Origin of the sequence: Paenibacillus sp. FSL W7-1287, from assembly GCF_038004245.1 — a bacterium.
Lineage (GTDB): Bacteria > Bacillota > Bacilli > Paenibacillales > Paenibacillaceae > Pristimantibacillus > Pristimantibacillus camelliae.
This window is the reverse complement of the sequence record NZ_JBBORD010000001.1, coordinates 258,870-281,359: the sequence shown is the minus strand read 5'-3', so window position 1 is coordinate 281,359 and position 22,490 is coordinate 258,870. Positions and strand designations below refer to the sequence as shown.

Sequence of the window (22,490 nt, the reverse complement as noted above, 5' to 3'; positions counted from 1 at the left end):
CAATAGACCGCCTATTGTTGTCTTATCGAACGCGTAACCTATTGATTGAATTTGACTTGTTGACTTCTTGATTTGTTGTTATTGTTGATATAGATAAATATTTGAAATGTCATTGTCATATACTAAGTTGGTCTAGCCAGAGTATACAGGAATAGGTGGTGTAAAGTAGATGCAAGTAAAAGGACGTACGGTAGCCATGCTCGTTACGCTTTCTGTTTTCGCTACGATCCTAGTTACGATGTTTGTAACGGACAAGCTGGAAGAGGTGGTTCCCGTTGCAGCGTCAACGTCTGTCGCATCAGCGGCGACTGATCAAGGCACGCAAATGACCGAAGCAGAGCTTAAGCAGTTGAATACGGTGCTTGATCTGCTGCAAACAAATTATGTAACGGAGATTGATCGAGAAAAGTTGATTGATGGAGCGATCTCAGGCATGATGAATGCGCTGGATGATCCATATTCCGTGTATATGGAAGCAGAGGTTGCAAATAGGTTTTCACAATCGATCGAGGGATCATTCTCTGGCATAGGAGCAGAGGTTTCTCTAGAAAACGGTCAGGTTGTTGTCGTGTCGCCAATCAAGGGCTCTCCTGCAGAGCGAGGTGGTCTGCTCGCGAAAGATATTATTTTATCAGTGAACGGAGAAAGCTTAGCTGGCCTAACACTACAAGAAGCTGTAGAGCTTATACGTGGAGAAAAAGGAACGAAAGCAAAGCTGGAAGTGATGCGAAGCGGACATTCAGATGCGATTACAGTCGTGTTAATTCGAGATGATATTGATATCGAGACGGTATATAGCGACATCGATGAGCAAGGCATTGGTCTAATCGAAATCACTCAGTTTTCGCAAAACACATCAGAGCGATTTGCCGAAGAGCTCGCAGCGCTTGAAGACAAAGGTTTGAAGGGCTTAGTGATTGATGTTCGCAACAATCCGGGTGGCGTGCTGCAGGATGTCGTGGAAATCGCTCAGCTGATGATGAAGGAAGGCACTGTCGTTGTTCAGGTAGAAGGTCGTTCCGGCAAGCGGGATAAAACCTATGCAACTGGTGGCGAGCAGAAGAAGTATCCAATTGCTGTGCTAACCAATGGTGGAAGTGCCAGCGCATCTGAGATATTAGCAGGTGCTTTACAGGAAGGCGCGGGAGCGACTGTAGTAGGTGAGCAAACCTACGGTAAGGGAACGGTTCAGGTTAGCTACAATCAGCTGTTTGATGATGGTGGACTAATTAAGATGACCATTGCTAAGTGGCTAACACCTAAGGGTAATTGGATCAATGAGACAGGGGTTACACCTAATATCGTTGTTGAGCCACCACTCGTTTACAGTATCGCTCGTCTGAATCTGAATGATGATGAGGAGCTGAAGGAAGATCAACTAAGCGAAAAGATCCGCAGTGCGCAAATTATGCTGGATACGCTTGGATATAGCGTTGATCGCGAGGATGGCTACTTTAGCAAGAAAACGAGTGAGGCCGTTCGTAAATTCCAAAAGGATCATTCCCTCAGCAGTACGGGCGTAATCAATAAGCAAACATCTGCCAAGCTGGAAGAAAAGATCATTGCGTTCATTCGAGACAAAGCGAATGATCCTCAGCTGCAAAAGGCTATAGAAATAGCTGGCAGGAAATAATCAATAGGTGTCGAATGATTTAAAGGTTGGTTTCTTTCTATAAGAGACCGCCTTTTTTGTTTTCGTCATCATATGATGAGAGGGTGTATGCTTTGAATCATGTAGAGCTATGGCTCATTTTAATAGGGAAAGCATTGCTGTCGTTGCTAATGCATCCGGTGTTTTATTTGTCGCTTATTTTTCTATTGCTTGTTTTTAGCTTTCGTACCAGATTGGAAAGAGCGATGTTCTCGGTTAGACTTCGAGCTTGGGTAAAGCCGTTCGTTTACGCGCTAATAGGTGGGGCAATAGCCTCCATTGCTGTATCTATCATTACAGTATTGCTCGGATTTACCTTCTCTGCATCGACCGTGTGGTGGCTATGGGGCGTTTCGCTCGTACTCATGCTGATTCGGTTGCGCTTTGCGGGTATTGTGTATAGCGCCTCCGTCGTTACGCTACTGCATTTGGCAGCTAAAGCGGTCGGACCGCTTACGCTTAATGATGTAGTCGGGGAGATCTATCAGTCACTGCTTGAGCTACAGCCCGTAAGCATATTGGTTGTCGCTTCGTTAATGTCGCTAGCACAATCGCTTTTAGTTAGATGGCAAGGCAAGCATTTTGTAAGCCCGATATATATGTCAGGCAAGCGCGGTAAGGTGATCGGCGGCTATGTGCTTCAGGGCTATTGGGCAGCACCAATCTTTTTGTTCATGCCTGTAGCGTCAGATACGGCTGGTGCGGTATCATTTGCTAGCCAAGCCATTCAGCCATTCTTTTTAACAGCTGGCACGGGAGCTTGGTTGTTGCTCGCCTGTCCGTTGCTGCTCGGTGTAACCGGCATGACACATTCCGTCAGTCCGGCTATGCTCATTAAGCGTATTTCTAATCAGTGGCTCGTTTACTCAGTACTGATTCTAACGATCTCTATTGCTTCTTGGTGGGTAACTCCGCTGCTTTGGGTAGCTTCAATCGGTATGCTGCTTTCCTTTGAACTTGTACATTGGATTAATCATTGGCATGAAAGCAAGTATTCTCCGCGCTATGGACCATTAGATAAAGGTCTGCGCGTACTGGCAATTGTCGAGCATTCACCTGCTGTTCATATGGGAATAGAAGCGGGTGATACAGTACTTAAGGCGAACGGAAAGGCCGTAAATACATTAGATGAGCTATATGAAGCGATGTCGATTAATCCGGCATTCTGCAAGCTCGAGCTGCTAAACGTTAATGGAGATGTAAAGTTTGCACAGCGAGCAAGATTTTCTGACGAGCATCACCAGCTAGGCATTATTATGGCACCTGATGGTCATGCCAAGTATTTAGAGAATTATCGTGAACCGTCGTTATTCACCCTATTCGGACATAACAAGCTTAGAAGACAAGCGACGATGTCAGCAAGTACAGACATAGCTAATTCATTGTAAGACTGCGCCAATAAGCCGCAAGAGCTCCATTATCGTGTAGCTCTTGCGGCTTTGCTATATTTAAGGCTATAATAGGTAAATGAGAACATACATTCTGTTTGTCTCATTGTTGAAAAGGTCTGTTTTTGACCATAATGAAGATATATTAGGTAAGTTGGACGGGAGGAAACTATGTCTCTTTTTGAAATTGTTTCGGATTATGCACCTAGAGGAGATCAGCCGAGGGCGATCAAGGAGCTTGTACAAGGACTTGAGAAAAATAAGCGGCACCAGACGCTGCTAGGAGCAACAGGAACAGGCAAAACGTATACGATAGCGAATGTGATTCAGCAGGTACAGCGGCCGACGCTAGTTATCGCACACAATAAAACGCTCGCAGCTCAGCTGTGCAGTGAGTTTAAATCGTTCTTCCCCAATAATGCGGTAGAATACTTCGTCAGCTATTATGACTACTATCAGCCTGAAGCCTATATCCCGTCAACCGATACCTTTATCGAGAAAGATTCCAGCATTAATGATGAGATAGATAAGCTGCGCCACTCTGCGACAAGCTCGCTGTTTGAGCGACGTGATGTCATTATTGTGGCCAGCGTATCTTGTATATATGGTTTAGGTTCGCCAGAAGAATACGGCAGCATGGTCGTTTCGTTGCGCGTTGGCATGGAAAAATCCCGTAATGAGATTCTGCATGAGCTAGTCGGGATTCAATATCAACGTAACGATATTAGCTTTACACGCGGTACGTTCCGCGTAAGAGGCGATGTTGTTGAAATATTCCCGGTTGCCAGCAACGAGCATGCCGTACGCATCGAGCTGTTCGGTGACGAGATTGAACGTATTGTTGAGATTGATGTGTTGACAGGTGAGGTGCTTGGCACGCGCGATCATATTGCGATCTTCCCCGCATCCCACTTCGTTACGCAAGAAGAAACGATGAAGCGCGCAATGGTCGACATTGAGCGAGAGCTTGAGGAAAGATTAGCGTATTTCCGAAGTGAAGGAAAGCTGCTGGAGGCGCAGCGTCTGGAGCAACGGACACGCTATGACTTGGAAATGATGGCGGAGATGGGCTTTTGCTCAGGCATCGAGAACTATTCAGGGCCGCTAACATTCAGAGAACGTGGAGCAACACCTTATACATTGTTCGATTATTTTCCAGATGATATGCTCGTCGTTATTGATGAGTCACACGTATCGCTGCCGCAAATCCGAGCGATGTACAACGGCGACCGTGCACGTAAAGAGGTGCTCGTCAATCATGGCTTCCGCCTGCCTAGTGCGATGGATAACCGTCCGCTTCGCTTTGAGGAGTTCGAAGCGAAAACGAAGCAGCTGATTTACGTTTCTGCAACACCAGGTCCTTATGAGCTTGAGCATTGCCCAGAGATGGTCGAGCAGATTATTCGTCCAACGGGCTTGCTTGATCCGATCATAGAGGTACGTCCATCGAAGGGACAAATCGATGACCTTCTCCATGAGATTCAACTGCGGATTTCTAAGGATGAGCGTGTGCTTGTTACGACACTAACGAAAAAAATGGCAGAGGACCTGACGGACTATTTGAAGGATGTCGGCTTAAAGGTTCGTTATCTGCATTCTGAAATAAAAACGCTGGAGCGGTTAGCGATTATTCGTGATCTGCGCTTAGGTGTCTTTGATGTTCTAATCGGGATTAACCTGCTGAGGGAGGGACTTGACCTTCCAGAAGTCAGCTTAGTTGCGATATTAGATGCCGATAAGGAAGGCTTTCTTCGTTCTGAGCGTTCCCTTATCCAGACGATCGGACGTGCAGCGCGTAATAGCGAGGGCATGGTTATTATGTATGGTGACAAGATTACCGATTCGATGGATAAAGCGTTAAAAGAGACGGCGCGCCGTCGTGAAATGCAAATTGCTTTTAATGAAAAGCATGGTATTACCCCTCAAACGATTCGCAAGCAAGTGCATAACGTGATTGAAGCAACGAAGGTCGCTGAGGATAAAGCCGACTATGTCGTTGATGGTGATAAGAAGCTGAGCAAGAAGGAGCGTACTGCTTTAATCGCACGCCTAGAAGCAGAGATGAAGGATGCAGCGAAAAACCTGCAGTTTGAGCGTGCAGCACAGCTTCGTGATGCTTTGCTGGAATTGAAGGCGGACCAATAGTAGGAGGTAGCAAGAGTGGCAAATGACAAAATTGTCGTAAAAGGCGCACGTGCGCACAATCTAAAAAATATTGATGTAACGATCCCGAGAGATAAGTTCGTTGTTTTAACGGGTTTGAGTGGATCAGGAAAATCGTCACTAGCCTTCGATACGATCTATGCGGAAGGCCAGCGCCGCTATGTAGAGTCTCTAAGTGCTTATGCTCGTCAGTTTCTTGGCCAGATGGATAAGCCGGATGTCGATTCGATTGAAGGCTTGTCACCGGCGATTTCGATCGACCAGAAAACAACAAGCCGTAACCCCCGTTCTACGGTGGGTACAGTTACCGAAATCTATGACTATCTGCGTCTACTGTTCGCTCGAGTTGGTAAGCCGCACTGCCCGACGCACGGTATTGAGATTACATCACAAACGGTAGAGCAGATGGTTGATCGCATTATGGAGTATGAAGAGCGAACGAGAATGCAGATTCTAGCGCCTATCGTGTCTGGTCGTAAGGGAGAGCATATAAAGCTACTTGCAGACATGCAGAAGCAAGGCTATGTGCGTGTACGTGTAGATGGTGAAATTCGCGAGCTGAGCGAGGAAATAACACTCGATAAAAATAAAAAGCACAATATCGAGGTTGTTATCGACCGTATCATTGTAAAGCCGGATATTGAGTCTAGATTAGCGGATTCGATTGAGACAGCGCTGGAACTGGGGGAAGGCAGAGTTCTCATTGATGTAATGGGTCAAGAGAAAAACGAGGAGCTGCTGTTCAGCTCTAACCTCGCTTGTCCGGAGTGCGGCTTCAGTATTGATGAGCTTGCGCCTCGTATGTTTTCATTCAATAGTCCGTATGGTGCTTGTCCGGAGTGTGATGGGCTAGGCGTGAAGATGGTCGTAGATCCGGATCTGCTAATACCTGATTACAGCAAGTCAATTGAGGAAGGCGCCTTTCTAGCATGGGCCGGAAGCACTTCTAACTATTATCCTCAGTTTCTTAGATCCGTTGCTGAGCATTACAATATCCCGCAAAATGTTCCTGTTAGTGAGCTGACTAGCGAGCAGATGAAAAAGCTGCTCTACGGCACAGATGGACAGAAGGTGCGCTTTGTCTACGAAAATGATTTCGGTGCACGCAAGGAGGCGTTTGTCGCTTTCGAGGGCATTGTTAACAATCTTGAGCGTCGCTATCGTGAAACACCATCAGAGATGATGCGTGAGCATATTGAAGGCTATATGAGCGCTAGGCCATGCCATAGCTGTAAAGGTCAGCGTCTGCGCAAGGAAACTCTTGCAGTTACGATTAATAAGCAAAACATTTCCCATGTAACCGACCTGTCGATTGGAGAGGCTAGAAATTATTTCGAGAGTTTAGAGCTGACTGATAAGGAAATGCAGATCGCAGGCTTAATTCTTAAGGAAATATCAGGTCGACTTGGGTTTCTAGATAATGTAGGGCTTGAGTATTTAACGCTAAGCCGTGCAGCAGGGACGTTATCTGGCGGGGAAGCACAACGGATTCGACTTGCAACGCAAATCGGCTCCAGCTTAATGGGCGTGCTTTACATTCTAGATGAGCCAAGCATTGGGTTGCATCAGCGTGACAATGACCGATTAATTGAGGCGCTGCTGCATATGCGTGATCTAGGTAATACGTTAATCGTAGTAGAGCATGACGAGGACACGATGCTTGCTGCCGATTATATTGTTGATATCGGACCAGGGGCAGGGATTCATGGTGGACAGATTATTGCGCAGGGTACACCGCAGGAGCTGATGGAGAATGACGCTTCGTTAACGGGGCAGTATTTAAGCGGTAAAAAGTTTATCGAGGTTCCGCTGCAGCGTCGTGCGGTCAATGATCGCTGGATCGAGGTTGTTGGAGCGAAGGAGAACAACCTACGCAATCTAAGTGTAAAGATACCATTAGGCGTGTTTGTCGCTGTTACAGGCGTGTCCGGCTCTGGTAAGTCGACCTTCGTCAATGAGATTCTGTATAAGACGTTGGCACGCGATCTAAACCGTGCGAAAACACGACCTGGTGCACATAAGGAAATCCGTGGCTTAGAGCATATCGATAAAGTCATCGACATCGATCAATCTCCGATTGGTCGTACACCACGCTCTAATCCAGCGACATATACAGGTGTATTTGATGATATACGTGATCTATACTCCTCTACGAATGAAGCGAAGGTTCGCGGTTATAAGAAGGGTCGATTCAGCTTCAACATTAAAGGCGGGCGCTGCGAAGCTTGCCGAGGCGACGGCATCATCAAGATTGAGATGCACTTTTTGCCTGATGTGTATGTACCTTGTGAGATCTGTAAAGGGAAGCGATACAATCGTGAGACGCTTGAGGTAAAGTATAAAGGAAAAAACATTGCAGAAGTGCTAGATATGACCATCGAGGACGGATGTCAGTTCTTTGAAAACATCCCTAGAATACATCGTAAGCTGCAAACACTGCTCGATGTAGGCTTAGGTTATATGAAGCTAGGTCAGCCAGCGACGACGCTTTCTGGTGGGGAAGCGCAGCGCGTGAAGCTTGCTTCTGAGCTACACCGTCGCAGCACTGGCAAAACATTGTATATTCTAGATGAGCCGACAACAGGACTGCATGCGCATGACATTGCACGACTGCTGGAGGTGCTACATCGACTAGTGGATTCTGGCGAATCCGTACTAGTTATTGAGCATAATCTTGATGTTATTAAGACAGCCGATTACTTGATCGACTTAGGGCCTGAGGGCGGTAAGCACGGTGGAACGCTTGTTGCTGCAGGCTCTCCTGAGCAGGTTGTGAAGGTGAGCGGCTCCTATACAGGCAAGTATTTAGCACCTATTCTAGCGCGTGATACAGAGCGGACCCAAAAGCTTCACGCGGTTGAAGTGAAATGATTGCATCGGTTCAAAATGTAATAGAGAAGGCGATGACTGGAAATGCTAAGAAATAGCAGCTCATCGCCTGGCTCGTTGCTGATAGGGTGGAAATGTGAACAAAGTGTGACGAAATAACCAACATTTACTATTAATGCTTGCAACTTGTCAGTATTCCATATAGGATATATAAATAATAGGATACGTGTGATTAAAGGGAGGTCTCTTCATGTTTCTAGCACAAGTAGCAGAAGAAACAAGCAAGATCGATCCATTCGATTGGTTCATGCTTGCTTTCACAGTTATCATTGCAATTGGATTGTTTCGCTTGCTTAAAGCAAAGCCAAAAAAGAATGTCTTCGCAATCGGCTTTGCCTCTGTATCACTAGCGGTTTTTCTATTTATTGATTATGTAATGATCACAAAAGTATGGCTTGCCTAGCAGTACATAAAGTCGTATAAAAAAGATCCACCGATATTAATCGGTGGATCTTTTTTTTATTAATTATAATAAAGGTTCAAAAAGTCACCTTTCAGCACCGAGAAGGTTGGATAAAGCCGGAGACTGAGGAGCGCATCGTACGTATTGTGTACGTGAGCACCGGAAGACCCAGCTGAATCCAAGATTCGATGCCGAATATTCGTTCAGTACTGCTTCGTGATCAAAGTTGGATTTTTGAACTTCCGCTCCAGCCCAGCTTTCAGCACCGAGAAGGTTGGCTGAAGACAGGGAATGAGGAGCGCAGCGTACGTATTGTGTACGTGAGCACCGGAAGACCTGGCTGAATCCAAGATTCGATGCCGATTAAGCTCCCACGAGTTACATCGTGATCAAAGCTGGGCCCCAAAATTCAATCCCGAAAAAGCGATCAGTACTACTTCGTGTTCAAAAAGTCACCTTTCAGCACCGAGAAGGTTGGTTGAAGACGGGAGCTGAGGAGCGCAGCGTACGTAGTTGGTACGTGAGCACCAGAAGACCCGTCTGAATTCAAGATTCGATGTGAATATACACTCAGTTTGACTTCGTGATCAAAGGTGGCTTTTAGAACTTTCCACTAAACCCACCACATTTCACCTAGTGGCTCACGGATTAGCACCTGCTGCAAATTCTGTACCGCTTTGGAGAAGCCTTCTTCTACAGACATAAGGCCGTCCTCATGCTCGATGCTGACAACGTAGTCGTAGCCAACAAGGCGAAGCTCACTAATAATATCTGCCCATGTTTTTAGGTCATGACCAAAGCCTACGCTGCGGAACTGCCAAGCACGATCAAGCATTTGTGTATAGCTTTGCATATCAGTGATACCATGCATATTTACGTTAACCGGATCAATCGTTGTATCTTTAGCATGGAAGTGATGGATTGCGCCAGCACGACCTAGAATACGGATCGCTTGCACTGGATCAATACCTTGCCACCACATATGACTTGGGTCAAGGTTAGCGCCGATCGCTTCACCTGTTGCCTCACGTAGACGAAGCATCGTTGCAGGACTGTGAACGGAGAAGCCGCCGTGCAGCTCAAGACCGATTTTCACACCAGCATCTGTTGCAACCTTATTAATATCTGACCAGTAAGGGATGACTTTTTGTTCCCACTGCCATTTTAGAATATCTTGATAGTCATTTGGCCATGGTGCAACTGGCCAGTTAGGATATTTCGCATCTTCATGATCACCAGGGCAACCAGAGAATGTATTCACAACTGGAACCTCTAGGCGATTAGCAAGCTCGATCGTTTTACGAATTACGGAATCGTCAGCTTGAGCAAGCGCTTTCTGAGGGTGCAGTGGATTAGAGTGGCAGCTAAGCGCACTAATGATAAGACCGCGAGATTCAACAGCCTGCTTGAATGCTTTCAGCTTACCAGCATCAGCAAGTAGTTCATCCGGATCGCAGTGTGCATTGCCTGGATAACCGCCTGTACCGATCTCAACAGCTTCCAATCCTTTCTCTGCAATGTAATCAAGTGCTTCCTCAAATGGCTTTTGTGCAAATAGAACAGCAAATACGCCTAGTTTCATAAGTAATAACCTCCTATGGATTGGTTAATAATGGTGATGAGTTGATTTCTGACTCTACTACTATAATGCCCTTAACGATCTGGAACTTCAAGACAAAGAACAAAATCGCATAATTATTAGACAAAACTGCAATAATGCACGGATGGCAGGAATGTCTTGTAGAATATATTGCTCAGCTTTGTTACACTATTAACTAGAAAATTGATAGCTAGTCAAATAGCATAACGTAGCTATAAACGAGTGAGAGGAATCTTAAAATGACTTTAACAAGATCAGATATTGAGCTTTTAGCACCAGCAGGTGACTGGGAATGTATGCGTGCTGCCGTTGCTAATGGTGCGGATGCCATATTTTTCGGCGTTGAAAAATTTAACGCACGAGCAAGAGCGAATAACTTTAGAAGTGAAGAGCTGCCTGAAATCATGGCGTTCCTTCATACGTATGGTGTGAAGGGCTTTTTGACGTTTAATATTTTAGTTTTTGAGGACGAGCTGAGAGATGCTCAAACTTTAATAGAAATGTGTATCGATGCAGGTGTCGATGCTGTCATTGTTCAGGACCTAGGATTAGTTAAGCTAATCCGCGAGCTTTCGCCGGATTTCCCGATTCACGGCTCTACGCAAATGACGATTACTTCTCCAGAAGCGGTTGAGTTTACGAAGCCATTTGATATGGAGCGCGTCGTACTTGGTCGTGAAAACAATTTGAAGCAAATTAAAACGATTGGCGATCAAGCGAAGCTGCCGATGGAAGTGTTTGTGCACGGTGCTTTGTGTGTGTCTTATTCTGGGCAATGCTTAACCTCAGAAATGTGGGGCGGTCGCTCTGCCAATCGTGGTGAATGCGCACAAGCGTGCCGTTTGCCGTATGATTTGATCGTAGATGGTGAGAAAAAGCCGATGGGAGACGTGGCTTACCTCCTTTCACCGAAGGATCTGGCAGCAATTGAGCTTGTTCCAGAGCTGATCGAAGCCGGTGTTACCTCCTTTAAAATCGAGGGTCGACTAAAAAGCCCGGAATATGTAGCTAACGTTGTAAGCAAATATCGCAAAGCCATTGATAAATATTTCGATGGAGATCGTTCAAAACCTTCCAAGGAAGAAATCCGTGAGCTGCAGCAAAGCTTCTCACGTGGCTTCACGCATGGATTCCTAGAAGGAACAAACAATAAGCAGCTTGTCGATGGTACATTCCCGAAGAGCCGCGGCGTATACCTTGGTAAAGTCGAACGTATTATGCGTGATGCGGTAACGGTTCGTCTGGAAGCTCCATTGAAACGAGGCGACGGTATTGTGTTCGATGCGGGTGACCCAACGAAGAAGGAAGAAGGCGGACGCGTCTACGATATTAGACGTCAGGGTGTGAAGCTAGAGAATGAAGCGGCAGAAGGACTTGTCATTGAGCTTGTTCCTGGCCGTAATGATATAGATTTGCGTAAGGTGCATGTTGGTGATCGGATCTGGAAGACGAATGACCCTGCGCTAGACCGTGCCCTTCGTGCGTCCTACGAAACAGAAAAGCCTTACCGTGTATTCCCTCTTCATGTACAAGTTACTGGGGAGGCTGGCAAACCGCTGCACACGGTATGGACAGATGTCGAGAAGCAGATTAGCGTGACCGTTGAATCTGAGCTTCTGCTAGAGGAAGCGTTGAAGCGTCCGATGGATGCGGAGCTGCTATCTGAGCAGCTTGGACGATTAGGCGGAACGATTTATCAGCTGGATCAGCTAGAGGTAGCCTTGAAGGGTGAGCTTATACTGCCGATTCGTGAGCTCAATCGTCTGCGCAGAGAAGCTGTCGAGCAGCTGGCAGGCGAGAGACCGAAGCCGCCAGTTTATACAAAGCGTCAAGTCGATGCAATGGATGATGCTTTCGATAATGTGAAGCAGCTGAAGCCATTAAGCAGTGGCCGTGATGCTAAACTATCTGTACTATGTCGCACACTAGAGCAGGTCGAGGGTGCCATTAAGGCAGATGCCGATTATATCATTGCTGACTTTGAATTTATTAAGCAGTTCCCAGCTGCAATTGAGCTAGCTCGTACTGCAGGCAAGCGTATTGCGCTCGCAACACCACGGATTCATATGCCGAATGAAAATGGTTACCATGCCAACATTCTTAAGCTGAAGCCGGATGCGGTGCTTGTTCGCAATACAGGAGCGCTTTATTACTATATGCGTGCGAAAGCACAAAACCCAGATGCGCCATTCCCGCGTTTAATTGGCGATTTTTCATTAAATATTGCTAACCACAAGGCAGTTCAGCTGTTTTTAGATAGTGGACTTGATACGGTGACGCCTTCCTACGACTTGAACATTCAGCAAATGGTCGATTTGCTTGAGCGTGCTGATACGAGCAACATCGAGGTCGTTATCCATCAGCATTTGCCGATGTTCCATACAGAGCATTGTGTGTACTGTACATTTTTAAGTGAAGGTACCGACTATACAAACTGTGGCAGACCTTGCGAATCTCATCGAGCATCCTTGCAGGATCGTATCGGAATGAGTCATCCCGTTCGCGTGGATGAGGGCTGCCGTAATACGGTATACAACGCAATAGAGCAATCAGGTGCGGAGTACCTTAAAAACTTTATAGAGCTCGGTGTATCACAATACCGTGTAGAATTTCTAGAAGAAAGCGCGGAGAAGGTTCAAGAGGTACTGAAGCTTTACCGTCAAGCGCTTGATGGCAGCATTAGTGGTACGCAAGTATGGCGCAGCCTCAAGGCAACAAACCAGCTTGGTGTCACACGTGGTCAACTAGTAAAGTAATGCATTGAATCAACGAAGAAGGAGGTCAAGTCGATCGCATGGCTTGGCCTTTTTTAGAGGTTATTCAAAAAACGCAACTGCAAACGATATGCACGGGGCTGTAATCGCACTTTTTGAACAGACACTTTTAAGTGATAAGGCGGGGGAGGGAAAACATGGATACTGGATGGTATGCGAATTGGCAGCATGTATTCAAGCTTGATCCAGATAAAGAAATTAGTGATGAGGCGTTGGATCAGCTATGTATGTCAGGCACAGATGCGATCATCATCGGCGGTTCAAGTGGCGTAACCTTTGACAACACGGTTGATCTGCTGGCGAGAGTTCGTCGCTACAGTGTCGACTGTGCGTTAGAGGTATCGACGATGGATGGGGCGGTGCCCGGCTTTGACGGCTACTTTGTTCCATTTGTATTAAATACGAAGCAGGCTGACTGGCTGATGCTGAAGCAGCTTGAAGGGCTTCAGGAATATGGACATTTTATACCGTGGGAGATGACGACCGCTTCAGGCTATATCGTTCTAAATGAACAGAGCACTGCCGCTAAGGTGTCCGGCGCAGAAGCGAATCTATCGGAGCAAGAGATTCTGCCGTATCTATGGATGGCGGATCGTTTACTCAGACTGCCTGTCGTTTATATTGAATATAGCGGAACGTTTGGTGATATGAATGTGCTGGCCCGAGCAGCAAGCGAGCTAGAGCAAGCGCATCTTATCTATGGTGGCGGTATCGACAACGCCGAGAAAGCAGCGCAGGCTGCGGCCCATGCACACACCGTCGTGGTGGGTAATGTCGTTTATGATAACTTGAAAGCAGCACTAGCAACCGTCGAAGCGGTTAAGTCAGTAAAAGTAAGTAAGCAGTAAAGGAGTGAGGGTGATGTTTAATTACATTAATATTGATGATGCGGTGGCCAAGCTTAATGCACCTCAGCGTGAGGCGGTACAGACAACAGATGGCCCTTTGCTAATTATGGCGGGTGCAGGCAGTGGTAAGACGAGAGTACTTACACACCGCATTGCCTATCTTATAGAGAAAAAACGTGTGGCGCCGTGGAGTATATTAGCGATAACCTTTACGAACAAGGCCGCACGTGAAATGCAGGAGCGGGTTAGTTCGCTTGTTGGTCCATCTGGACGCGATATATGGGTATCTACGTTTCACTCGATGTGTGTTCGCATTCTTCGTAAGGATATTGATCGCATTGGATTTAGCTCTAATTTTTCTATTTTAGATTCTGCTGATCAGCTGTCCGTCATTCGTGGCTGTATGAAGGACGAAAACATCGATGTGAAAAAGTTTGAACCGAAGGCCGTTCAAGCAGCGATCAGCTCAGCGAAAAACGAATTGATCAGCCCTGAACGTTATGAAGAGAAGGTAGGAGACTACTTCCAAGGCATCGTAGCGAAAATATATAAGATGTATCAGAAGCGTCTAAAAAATAATAACTCGCTTGATTTCGACGATCTTATTATGATGACGATTCGTCTGTTTAAAGAAGTTCCAGAGGCGCTCAACTTCTATCAGAACAAGTTCCGTTATATTCACGTCGATGAGTATCAGGATACGAACCGTGCGCAATATATGCTAGTTCGCATGCTAGCCGATGCACATCACAATATTTGTGTTGTAGGGGATAGCGATCAGTCGATCTATCGCTGGCGTGGTGCAGATATTAGCAACATCCTGAACTTTGAGGATGATTATCCTGAGGCGAAGACGATTCTGCTGGAGCAAAACTATCGTTCGACCTCTACCATATTGAATGCAGCAAATGCCGTCATCTCTAACAACACGGGCAGAAAATCGAAAAAGCTGTGGACCGATCAAGGCGAAGGCAATAAGATCTATGTCTATTACGGAGACAGCGAGCGAGATGAAGGCTACTTTGTTACGGGTGTCATTCAGAAAAATCGTAGTAATCAACATAAATATCGCGATCATGCGATTCTATACCGTACGAACGCTCAGTCGCGTATTATTGAGGAAACGTTAATCAAGTCTGACATCCCTTATCAAATCGTAGGCGGTATTAAGTTCTATGATCGTAAAGAGATCAAGGATATATTAGCTTACTTGCGATTGATCTCGAACCCAGACGATGATATTAGCCTGCAGCGTATTATTAATGTGCCTAAACGCGGCATCGGGGATACAACGATTGCTAAGCTTGCACAGGCAGCAACGGCACAGGGTGTGTCGATGTATCGTATTCTGTTCCAGCTAGATATGGTCGATGTGAAGGGCAAGACGAGGGATCAGCTGCAAAGCTTTGGTCATATGATTAGCAGTCTGCATAGTCAAGTGGATGAGCTAACGGTAACGGAGCTTACTGAAAAGGTACTGGAAATGTCCGAATATAAGCTTGAGCTGCAGCGCGAACAAACGCTCGAGTCGCAATCACGCATTGAGAACATCGAGGAGTTTCTATCGGTAACGCAGGATTTTGAACAACGCAATGAAGATCGCACATTGGTTGCCTTCTTAACAGATCTAGCGTTGATCGCAGATATTGACTCGATGAATGACGATAAGGAAGATGTCGATGCTTCCGATGCCGTTGTGCTCATGACGATGCATAGTGCGAAGGGTCTCGAGTTTCCGATCGTATTTATCGTTGGGATGGAGGAGTCGATCTTCCCTCACTCTCGTGCATTTACGGATGATGAGGAGCTGGAGGAGGAGCGTCGTCTTGCCTATGTTGGTATTACGCGCGCCGAGAAGCAGCTATATTTAACCTCTGCAAAAATGCGGACGTTATTTGGCCGTACGTCAGTCAATATGCCTTCGCGCTTCCTGAAGGAGATTCCTAGTGAATTGCTAGAAAGCAATCAAGCCGATGTGGTCGATGGAAGCTTCCCGCGTGGTTTTGGCGGCTTAGGCTCTGGCCGACCGAATAGCTTCGGCACAAGATCCGATAGCAATCAGGCTGGCTTTGGCTATGGCAGCAGAGGTAATCAAGGAGGCTATAGCAGCAGAGGCTCAGCAGGACAAGGCTATCCGACGAGACCGAGCGCAGGTACAGCTCGTCCTACGGTTACTGTAACCTCCGGACTCGATGCTGCGAGGAAGAATGCCCATACTCAGGATAATGGATTGGTAAGCTATGCAGCGGGCGATAAAGTTGCGCATGGCAAATGGGGAGAAGGTACTGTCATTGCTGTTCGAGGCAAAGACAACGACATGGAGCTGCAAATTGCTTTCCCTGCACCAGTAGGAATTAAAAAGCTATTAGCAAGCTTTGCCCCGATAAAAAAGGTATAATAGAGTAAGTAAACGGTGAAATCGTGAGCGATCATGTTTCACCGTTTATAATATGGTAATGCTGTAAAGTAGAATCGGTTGAAGATGGAGGAATGTTGATGTTGACGAATCAGGATCAGCAGAGAATGGAACAGCTTATAGCTGAGTTGAATGAGCACAATTATCGTTATTACACACTGGACACGCCAGAGATCTCAGATGCGGAATATGATAGGCTGTACGATGAGCTTGTCAGTTTGGAGACTACACTTGGTGTCGTGCTGCCGAGTTCCCCAACGCAGCGTGTCGGTCATACGATATTGTCTGGCTTTGAGCAGCATAGACATCTTGCGCGGCTATGGAGTTTGGATAAAGCACAAAACCTGGAGCAGCTATATGCTTGGGAAGCGAGATTGAAGCGGGCCATCTCTGATTATAATGCTAAAAATCCATCTACACCTCTGCCAGATCCGACCTATGTTATGGAGCTGAAATTCGACGGGCTCACGCTGAATTTAACGTATGAGCGGGGGCAGCTTATTCAGGCGGCTACTCGTGGAAACGGCACAGTTGGAGAATCGATTCTAGCACAAGTGAAAACGATTAATTCGATTCCACTATCCATTGACTATACCGATGGTGTCATCGAAGTACAGGGCGAAGGCATTATGACGTTATCTAGCCTCGCTCGCTATAATGAAACGGCAGAAGAGCCGTTGAAAAATGCGCGCAATGCAGCGGCTGGTGCACTTCGTAATTTAAATCCCGCGGTTACAGCAAGTCGCAAGCTGGACGCCTTTATATACAATGTTGGCTATGCAGAAGGGGTTACGTTCGATAACCATAAGCAGCTGCAGCAGTTTTTGAAGGATAATCGCTTCAAGGTTAACCCATATATTATCTATGCAGACGATTTGAAGCAGTTTGAAGATGAGCTTATTGCCTTAGCGGAGCGTAGAAATGAGCTCGATTTTCTTATTGATGGAGCTGTCATTAAAGTTCAGGATATGCGGACACGTGAAGCGCTTGGCTACACGGATAAGTTTCCTCGCTGGGCAGTTGTTATATACAGTTATTTAACATATGTAGCTTATGTAGTAATGTGTAATTATAGAGCTTGTTTTCACTATATGTATTCTAAGTGAAATTCTAAACAAATGGACATATAATATTGGATTATCAAATGTGCGTTAGGAAATGAATTTACATTCGCAAAAAAGGTTTTGAGTTATGTCTTATTGAAATAATAAAGTTACTATTTGTCCAATACTTATACTGAGAACTTACAGCAATTAAGGATATTTAAACAGGTAGTGGGGGGTGTTGGCATGAATGTGAAGAAAAGAATAGAGGAGTTAAGGGAATTAATTGAGTACCATAATAGAAAGTATTTTGATGAGGAACAGCCAGAAATAACTGATTATGAATATGATCGACTTGCTAACGAATTAGAACAATTAGAAAAAGAACATCCTGAATATGTTAGTGTGGATTCCCCTACACAAAAAGTAGGAGGCTCTGTTAAACGTGAATTGAGAAAAGTTGAGCATGATGTACCTGTAATAAGTCTGCAAAATGTATTTACAAAAGAGGAGATATACAGTTTTGTAAATAGAGTCTATTCGCAGGTTTCTAATCCGAAATTTGTGGTTGAGATGAAAATTGATGGTTTATCCGTAATGTTAAGGTATCACAATGGTAAATTAACGGAAGGAATTACGAGGGGGAATGGTCAAGTAGGGGAGTCAGTTTACGAAAATATTTTGGAGATAAAGTCAATACCCAAAGAGATTCCCACAAAATTAACTTATTTAGAGGTTCGCGGAGAAGTTTATATGTCTAATGAAACCTTTGAAAGAATAATACAAAAGGATATAGATGGCCAGAAATACAAAACACCAAGGAACTTAGCTGCAGGTACTCTAAGGCAGTTAGATCCGAGCGTGGTAAGAGAACGCAACCTGGATATATTCGTGTTTAACCTAGAAATATCAGAAGGAAAAGACTTCACTTCCCATAGTGAAACGTTGGAATGGTTAGAAAAACAAGGATTCACCACAGTCCCTGAGTATAAAATTTGTACAACAGCAGATGAAATATGGAGATATGTATCAGAAATAGGCGAGAAAAGATCAAGTTTATCTTTTGGTATCGATGGGGCTGTTATAAAAGTTGATAATTTGAATGACAGAAGAATATTAGGAATGACAAGTAGAGTCCCCAAATGGGCGGTTGCCTTTAAATATCCGCCAGAGCAAAAGGAAACGGTTATTAAAGACATTAAAGTACAAATTGGTCGTACAGGTAGGCTAACGCCCTTAGCCCATTTGGAGCCTGTCATACTAGCAGGAACTGAGGTTTCCAAAGCGACTTTACACAATCAAGATTTTATTGATTCTAAGGATATACAAATAGGTGATACCGTTGTTATACAAAAGGCAGGGGATATCATTCCTGAAGTTGTAAGAAGCATTCCTGAGAAGAGACCGAGCAGTGCGGTTAAATACACAATACCTCAAAAGTGTCCGATCTGTAATTCACCGACTGTTAGAGATGACAATGGTGCGGATATTCGTTGTAGTGGAAACGAGTGTTTTGCCCAAATGATTAGAGGAGTCATATATTTTGCTTCTAAAGATGCGATGGATATCGAAGGTTTAGGGCCAAGTAAAGTCGAGTCCTTAATGTCGGAAGGGTATATCAGAGATATTGCAGATATTTATCACCTTGGAGAATATCGTGATGAGCTAATTGAGAAGGGGATAATTGGACGAGAAAAGTCGATTGATAACCTTCTGAATGCGATAGATAAATCAAAGGAAAATGATTTGGACCAGCTAATTACAGGGTTTGGAATAAAGAATGTAGGGAAGCAAACGGCAAGAGTGTTGACTTCTAATTTTGCAGATTTAGACGAGATTAGTAACGCTACCTACGACAAATTAATCATGCTACCGGATTTTGGTGAAGTAGTTGCCAACAGTGTATTGAATTTCTTTAGTCAAAACAGTACAAGAGACTTGATTGGCAAACTGAAAAAAGCTGGCGTTAATACTACATCAAGAGTATCGGAAATAAGTAAAGATGACAGATTTACTGGGAAAACATTTGTTATTACCGGAACACTTCCGAACCTAAAAAGAGATGAAGCTACTCGATTAATACAAATGTATGGTGGCAAAGTTTCAGGTAGTGTTTCCAAGAAAACGTCATTTGTCCTTGCAGGAGAAGAAGCAGGAAGTAAATTAACAAAGGCAGAGGAATTAGGCATTAAAATAATTGATGAAGAAGAATTCAACAATATGTTAAGAAAGATTGTAATATGAAGTGCGACACCTAAAAAAATAACTCATGACGAATTCGTGTAGAATGAAGTTACCAGACACCACCTACAAGGAGAACTCGTCATGAGCTATACACATCTTACCATAAACGAGCGTACAAAAATAGAAACATTATTACATTTAGGATGGAGTGCAAGAGCCATTGCACAGCAGATCAAGCGCCACCATTCTACGGTTTCTCGTGAAATACAACGCATGAATAACCACTCTTCTACTTATGAGGCTAGCGACGCACAAGCCGATTATCAGCACAAGCGGATGCAAAGTAAACCAAAAGGAAAGTGGAACAAAGACAGAGCACATTACCTTACTCAAACTCTGGCTGCAACATGGTCTCCAGAACAAATTGAAGGTCGAATGAAACAAGACGATCCTGAGCACGCGGTATCCTTTAAGACCATCTATCGCTGGATTTACCAGGGGAAACTCGTCCAAGGAAACACCATCTTCTTGCGACACAAGGGAAAGCGTAGAAAGCCTCGTGAAAGCAGAGGTCGCTTTAATCTTGGATTATCCATCAGGCAACGTCCAAAAGAAGTGAAGCAACGTGAAACCTTTGGTCATTGGGAGCTTGATACTGTCGTTTCTAGCCGTGGTAAAAGTAAAGGCTGCTTGGCTACCTTTGTCGAACGAAAAACACGCTATTACTACGCTGTAAAAATGCCTGACCGTTCAGCCTTGTCTATGGAGAAAGCTGTTGCTACGGCTTTAGAAGAGCTTGCTTTACCTATGTTTACAGCTACCGTTGACCGTGGGAAGGAATTCGCTTGCCATCAAGCATTGTTAGAAGAGCACGGCTTGATGGTTTACTTTGCTGATCCTTATTCATCTTGGCAAAGAGGCAGTAACGAAAATGCCAATGGGCTTCTCAGAGAATTCTTTCCTAAGAAGTTCGACTTAAACACGATAGATCAAGCTGAACTTGAATGTGCTTTAGATTTAATCAACCATAGACCACGTAAATGTCTAGGTTGGAAAACTTCTCACGAAGCGATTATGGACGAGTTGTCGCACTTAGCTTGACAATCTATCTTAAAGTAAAAAAACAGATCAGAATGGTCAAGATGGTGTGCTTACTGAATAAGTGGCACACCTCTTATATTTAATTTGTGTTTTAATAACTGAGAGTAATATTATTAATTGCAAAGTTCATTTAAGTGGTGTGTAATAATTTGTTCTGTTTTTTCAATTGTGAATATATCCGGTCTTAAAAGAGCATGAATGGATATGCCTTCAATGATGACAGCAAGTCTTAATTTTTCGATTTCAATATTTATGGTTTTATTTATACAACCTGCTTTTATTAATATTTCAAGCAGTGCTTCCATTAAAATATATTCTCCTTCAGTTAGTTCATCTTTTTTTGCGTTCAAAGCTGCACTAGTAAGTGAGCGGATGGCAAAAACTAGCCAAACGCCCGTTTCAGTTTGTTTATCCTGACTCACCGGAACTAATTCTAACAACGTTTCACGTACCGCATTAAGAGGGTTTGTTGACCAGGATATATTCTCCGACCTTTCTCTCCCGCGAGCAAGAAAATATTCCATGATAAATAATAGTAGTTCATCTTGGTTTGAGAAATAATGTCTTAGTGCTCCGGTAGACATTCCAGCCTCAGATGCGATTCTGCGGATAGATGCTCTTTCAATGCCTTCCGTTTCGATAATTTTCCAAGCTGTTTCAGCGATAATCTTCCTTTTATGATCATGATCAACGATTTTTGGCACTTAAATCACCTCTTGCTTTTATTTCGCACACTGTGTTATTATCATTTTATCACAGTGTGCGAAATAAATAAATATGGAGGTTGTTTAGGTGCTTGAAATCATTGAATCATTAATTCCTACCAACATAGATTTCACAACAGCACTCCTCATTATTGTGCTCTGTGCTTTCATTGACATTTTAAGCCCCGGGGTATTGGCCATCACAGCTTATATCCTTCTAATACAAAGAGAAAAATTGGCATCGCGTTTGATGGTTTTTTTAATATCCACACAAATTTGCTATTTTATGATGGGTATCTTGGTTTACCTGGGAGTTGGGCAGATAATTGGTTTTATAGAAAGCGTGACTAACAATCAAATTTCAAGTTGGTTTTATACGATACTTGGAGTTGTCCTTGTACTCATTAGTTTTTATAAGCCTAAAAAAGGAATGGAATCCCGGTTCTTAGAGTGGTTACCTAAAGAATTATCAATAAGTGCGATGATTATACTCGGTATTATTGTATTTGCGATCGAGTTTACCACAGCCTTACCGTATTTTTACTCGATATTTTTAATGGATGGTTTAGCGTTTAATACCGGCTTGTCCATAAGTATTTTACTTGGCTATAACGTGCTTATGGTACTTCCTTCAATCATCTTATTGTTCATTTATATTCTATTTAGAGGTTGGATACAGAATAAGCTTGAAAAACTAAAAACAAAATTATTAAAAGCTCCATTGTCTTCTTTATTAGTGGGAGTGGCAGTTATTGGAGCTGTTTTATTCAATATTGGCATTAGGGGAATTCTATCGTGATATTAGTTATTTGGAAAGGGGATGTAATGATATGAAAGAGATTGCAAGCGGTGTAAGTCTACTTCTATTAATTCAAGGAGTTGGAGGGATCATAAACCGATTAGCAGGTGGGGGTCCAAGTTGGTTTCTCGTAAATTACATCGAGGCTTTGCAAGGGTATGAATTATTAGCCAGTGTTGCACTAGTTATACTTGGAGCAATTATTGGTGCAGGTTCTCTCAAAATAAAAGGTAAAGATGACTAAGCTATTATCCACTCAAGAACACATAGTTACTGAACCAAGGAAACTGTCATTCAATCGAAAATAAGTAATGATGACAGATTTACTGTGAAAACATTTGTTATTACCGGAACACTTCCGAACCTAAAAAGAGATGAAGCTACTCGATTAATACAAATGTATGGTGGCAAAGTTTCAGGTAGTGTTTCCAAGAAAACGTCATTTGTCCTTGCGGGTGAGGAAGCAGGAAGTAAATTAACAAAGGCAGAGGAATTAGGCATTAAAATAAGGGTAATCGGAAAATAGT

Annotated in this window: 15 protein-coding genes and 1 pseudogene; 14 read left to right on the top strand and 2 right to left on the bottom strand. The window is 44.2% G+C overall.

Features of this window, described 5'->3' with window-relative positions; translation table 11 throughout:
• Window positions 1-169 precede the first annotated feature (169 nt).
• The 5 genes from NSQ99_RS01365 (at window position 170) to NSQ99_RS01345 (ending at window position 8,494) form a co-directional block, all read left to right on the top strand.
• Window positions 170-1,633, top strand: a complete 1,464-nt coding sequence (locus tag NSQ99_RS01365; protein ID WP_340834519.1) for a S41 family peptidase — start codon at window positions 170-172, stop codon at window positions 1,631-1,633.
• A gap of 92 nt (window positions 1,634-1,725) precedes the next feature.
• Complete coding sequence (locus tag NSQ99_RS01360; RefSeq protein ID WP_340834517.1) at window positions 1,726-3,039, top strand: PDZ domain-containing protein; 1,314 nt, start codon at window positions 1,726-1,728, stop codon at window positions 3,037-3,039.
• A gap of 171 nt (window positions 3,040-3,210) precedes the next feature.
• The gene (gene uvrB, locus NSQ99_RS01355; protein WP_251671360.1) at window positions 3,211-5,184 is read left to right on the top strand and encodes an excinuclease ABC subunit UvrB; all 1,974 of its coding nucleotides are present in this window, start codon (window positions 3,211-3,213) and stop codon (window positions 5,182-5,184) included.
• A 15-nt stretch (window positions 5,185-5,199) separates the two neighbouring features.
• Window positions 5,200-8,073 (top strand): excinuclease ABC subunit UvrA, encoded by a 2,874-nt coding sequence (gene uvrA, locus NSQ99_RS01350; protein ID WP_340834514.1) that lies wholly within the window; start codon window positions 5,200-5,202, stop codon window positions 8,071-8,073.
• Between the two features lie 208 nt (window positions 8,074-8,281).
• Complete coding sequence (locus tag NSQ99_RS01345; protein WP_251671356.1) at window positions 8,282-8,494, top strand: hypothetical protein; 213 nt, start codon at window positions 8,282-8,284, stop codon at window positions 8,492-8,494.
• 613 nt (window positions 8,495-9,107) lie between these two features.
• On the opposite strand, the gene NSQ99_RS01340 is transcribed toward NSQ99_RS01345, so the two are convergent.
• On the bottom strand, window positions 9,108-10,076 hold the full coding sequence (locus NSQ99_RS01340; protein WP_251671354.1) for a sugar phosphate isomerase/epimerase family protein: 969 nt from the start codon (window positions 10,074-10,076) through the stop codon (window positions 9,108-9,110).
• 257 nt (window positions 10,077-10,333) lie between these two features.
• Here NSQ99_RS01340 and NSQ99_RS01335 point away from each other — a divergent pair, with 257 nt between their 5' ends.
• The 6 genes and pseudogenes from NSQ99_RS01335 (at window position 10,334) to NSQ99_RS01310 (ending at window position 20,460) form a co-directional block, all read left to right on the top strand.
• A complete protein-coding gene (locus NSQ99_RS01335) occupies window positions 10,334-12,850 on the top strand; it encodes a DUF3656 domain-containing U32 family peptidase (RefSeq protein ID WP_251671352.1) in 2,517 nt (838 codons plus the stop codon).
• 155 nt (window positions 12,851-13,005) lie between these two features.
• Window positions 13,006-13,716 (top strand): heptaprenylglyceryl phosphate synthase, encoded by a 711-nt coding sequence (locus NSQ99_RS01330; RefSeq protein WP_340834506.1) that lies wholly within the window; start codon window positions 13,006-13,008, stop codon window positions 13,714-13,716.
• 13 nt (window positions 13,717-13,729) lie between these two features.
• Complete coding sequence (pcrA, locus tag NSQ99_RS01325; RefSeq protein ID WP_340834501.1) at window positions 13,730-16,114, top strand: DNA helicase PcrA; 2,385 nt, start codon at window positions 13,730-13,732, stop codon at window positions 16,112-16,114.
• Window positions 16,115-16,212: 98 nt separating this feature from the next.
• Window positions 16,213-17,154 (top strand): annotated as a pseudogene (locus tag NSQ99_RS01320) (DNA ligase LigA-related protein); the annotation flags it as partial.
• A gap of 267 nt (window positions 17,155-17,421) precedes the next feature.
• Entirely contained in the window at window positions 17,422-19,419 is a 1,998-nt protein-coding gene (ligA, locus tag NSQ99_RS01315) for an NAD-dependent DNA ligase LigA (RefSeq protein ID WP_340834499.1), read from the top strand.
• An 81-nt stretch (window positions 19,420-19,500) separates the two neighbouring features.
• Window positions 19,501-20,460: an IS30 family transposase gene (locus NSQ99_RS01310; RefSeq protein ID WP_340834498.1), complete on the top strand. Its 960-nt coding sequence runs from the start codon at window positions 19,501-19,503 to the stop codon at window positions 20,458-20,460.
• 113 nt (window positions 20,461-20,573) lie between these two features.
• On the opposite strand, the gene NSQ99_RS01305 is transcribed toward NSQ99_RS01310, so the two are convergent.
• The gene (locus NSQ99_RS01305; RefSeq protein WP_340834497.1) at window positions 20,574-21,164 is read right to left on the bottom strand and encodes a TetR/AcrR family transcriptional regulator; all 591 of its coding nucleotides are present in this window, start codon (window positions 21,162-21,164) and stop codon (window positions 20,574-20,576) included.
• Between the two features lie 88 nt (window positions 21,165-21,252).
• Here NSQ99_RS01305 and NSQ99_RS01300 point away from each other — a divergent pair, with 88 nt between their 5' ends.
• The 3 genes from NSQ99_RS01300 to NSQ99_RS01290 all read left to right on the top strand — a co-directional run bounded on the left by NSQ99_RS01300 (window position 21,253) and on the right by NSQ99_RS01290 (window position 22,489).
• Window positions 21,253-21,963, top strand: a complete 711-nt coding sequence (locus tag NSQ99_RS01300; RefSeq protein ID WP_340834496.1) for a GAP family protein — start codon at window positions 21,253-21,255, stop codon at window positions 21,961-21,963.
• 31 nt (window positions 21,964-21,994) lie between these two features.
• The gene (locus NSQ99_RS01295; protein WP_340834495.1) at window positions 21,995-22,207 is read left to right on the top strand and encodes a hypothetical protein; all 213 of its coding nucleotides are present in this window, start codon (window positions 21,995-21,997) and stop codon (window positions 22,205-22,207) included.
• A gap of 84 nt (window positions 22,208-22,291) precedes the next feature.
• The gene (locus tag NSQ99_RS01290) at window positions 22,292-22,489 is read left to right on the top strand and encodes a BRCT domain-containing protein (protein WP_445670468.1); all 198 of its coding nucleotides are present in this window, start codon (window positions 22,292-22,294) and stop codon (window positions 22,487-22,489) included.
• Window position 22,490 lies beyond the last annotated feature (1 nt).

What these genes read in the sequence shown, in the direction of transcription:
- NSQ99_RS01330 (WP_340834506.1), top strand. Translation starts at nt 13,006, where the DNA reads ATGGATACTGGATGGTATGCGAATTGGCAGCATGTATTCAAGCTTGAT.
- NSQ99_RS01335 (WP_251671352.1), top strand. Translation starts at nt 10,334, where the DNA reads ATGACTTTAACAAGATCAGATATTGAGCTTTTAGCACCAGCAGGTGAC.
- NSQ99_RS01345 (WP_251671356.1), top strand. Translation starts at nt 8,282, where the DNA reads ATGTTTCTAGCACAAGTAGCAGAAGAAACAAGCAAGATCGATCCATTC.
- NSQ99_RS01310 (WP_340834498.1), top strand. Translation starts at nt 19,501, where the DNA reads ATGAGCTATACACATCTTACCATAAACGAGCGTACAAAAATAGAAACA.
- ligA (WP_340834499.1), top strand. Translation starts at nt 17,422, where the DNA reads ATGAATGTGAAGAAAAGAATAGAGGAGTTAAGGGAATTAATTGAGTAC.
- uvrB (WP_251671360.1), top strand. Translation starts at nt 3,211, where the DNA reads ATGTCTCTTTTTGAAATTGTTTCGGATTATGCACCTAGAGGAGATCAG.
- NSQ99_RS01340 (WP_251671354.1), bottom strand. Translation starts at nt 10,076, where the DNA reads ATGAAACTAGGCGTATTTGCTGTTCTATTTGCACAAAAGCCATTTGAG.
- NSQ99_RS01295 (WP_340834495.1), top strand. Translation starts at nt 21,995, where the DNA reads ATGAAAGAGATTGCAAGCGGTGTAAGTCTACTTCTATTAATTCAAGGA.
- NSQ99_RS01365 (WP_340834519.1), top strand. Translation starts at nt 170, where the DNA reads ATGCAAGTAAAAGGACGTACGGTAGCCATGCTCGTTACGCTTTCTGTT.
- pcrA (WP_340834501.1), top strand. Translation starts at nt 13,730, where the DNA reads ATGTTTAATTACATTAATATTGATGATGCGGTGGCCAAGCTTAATGCA.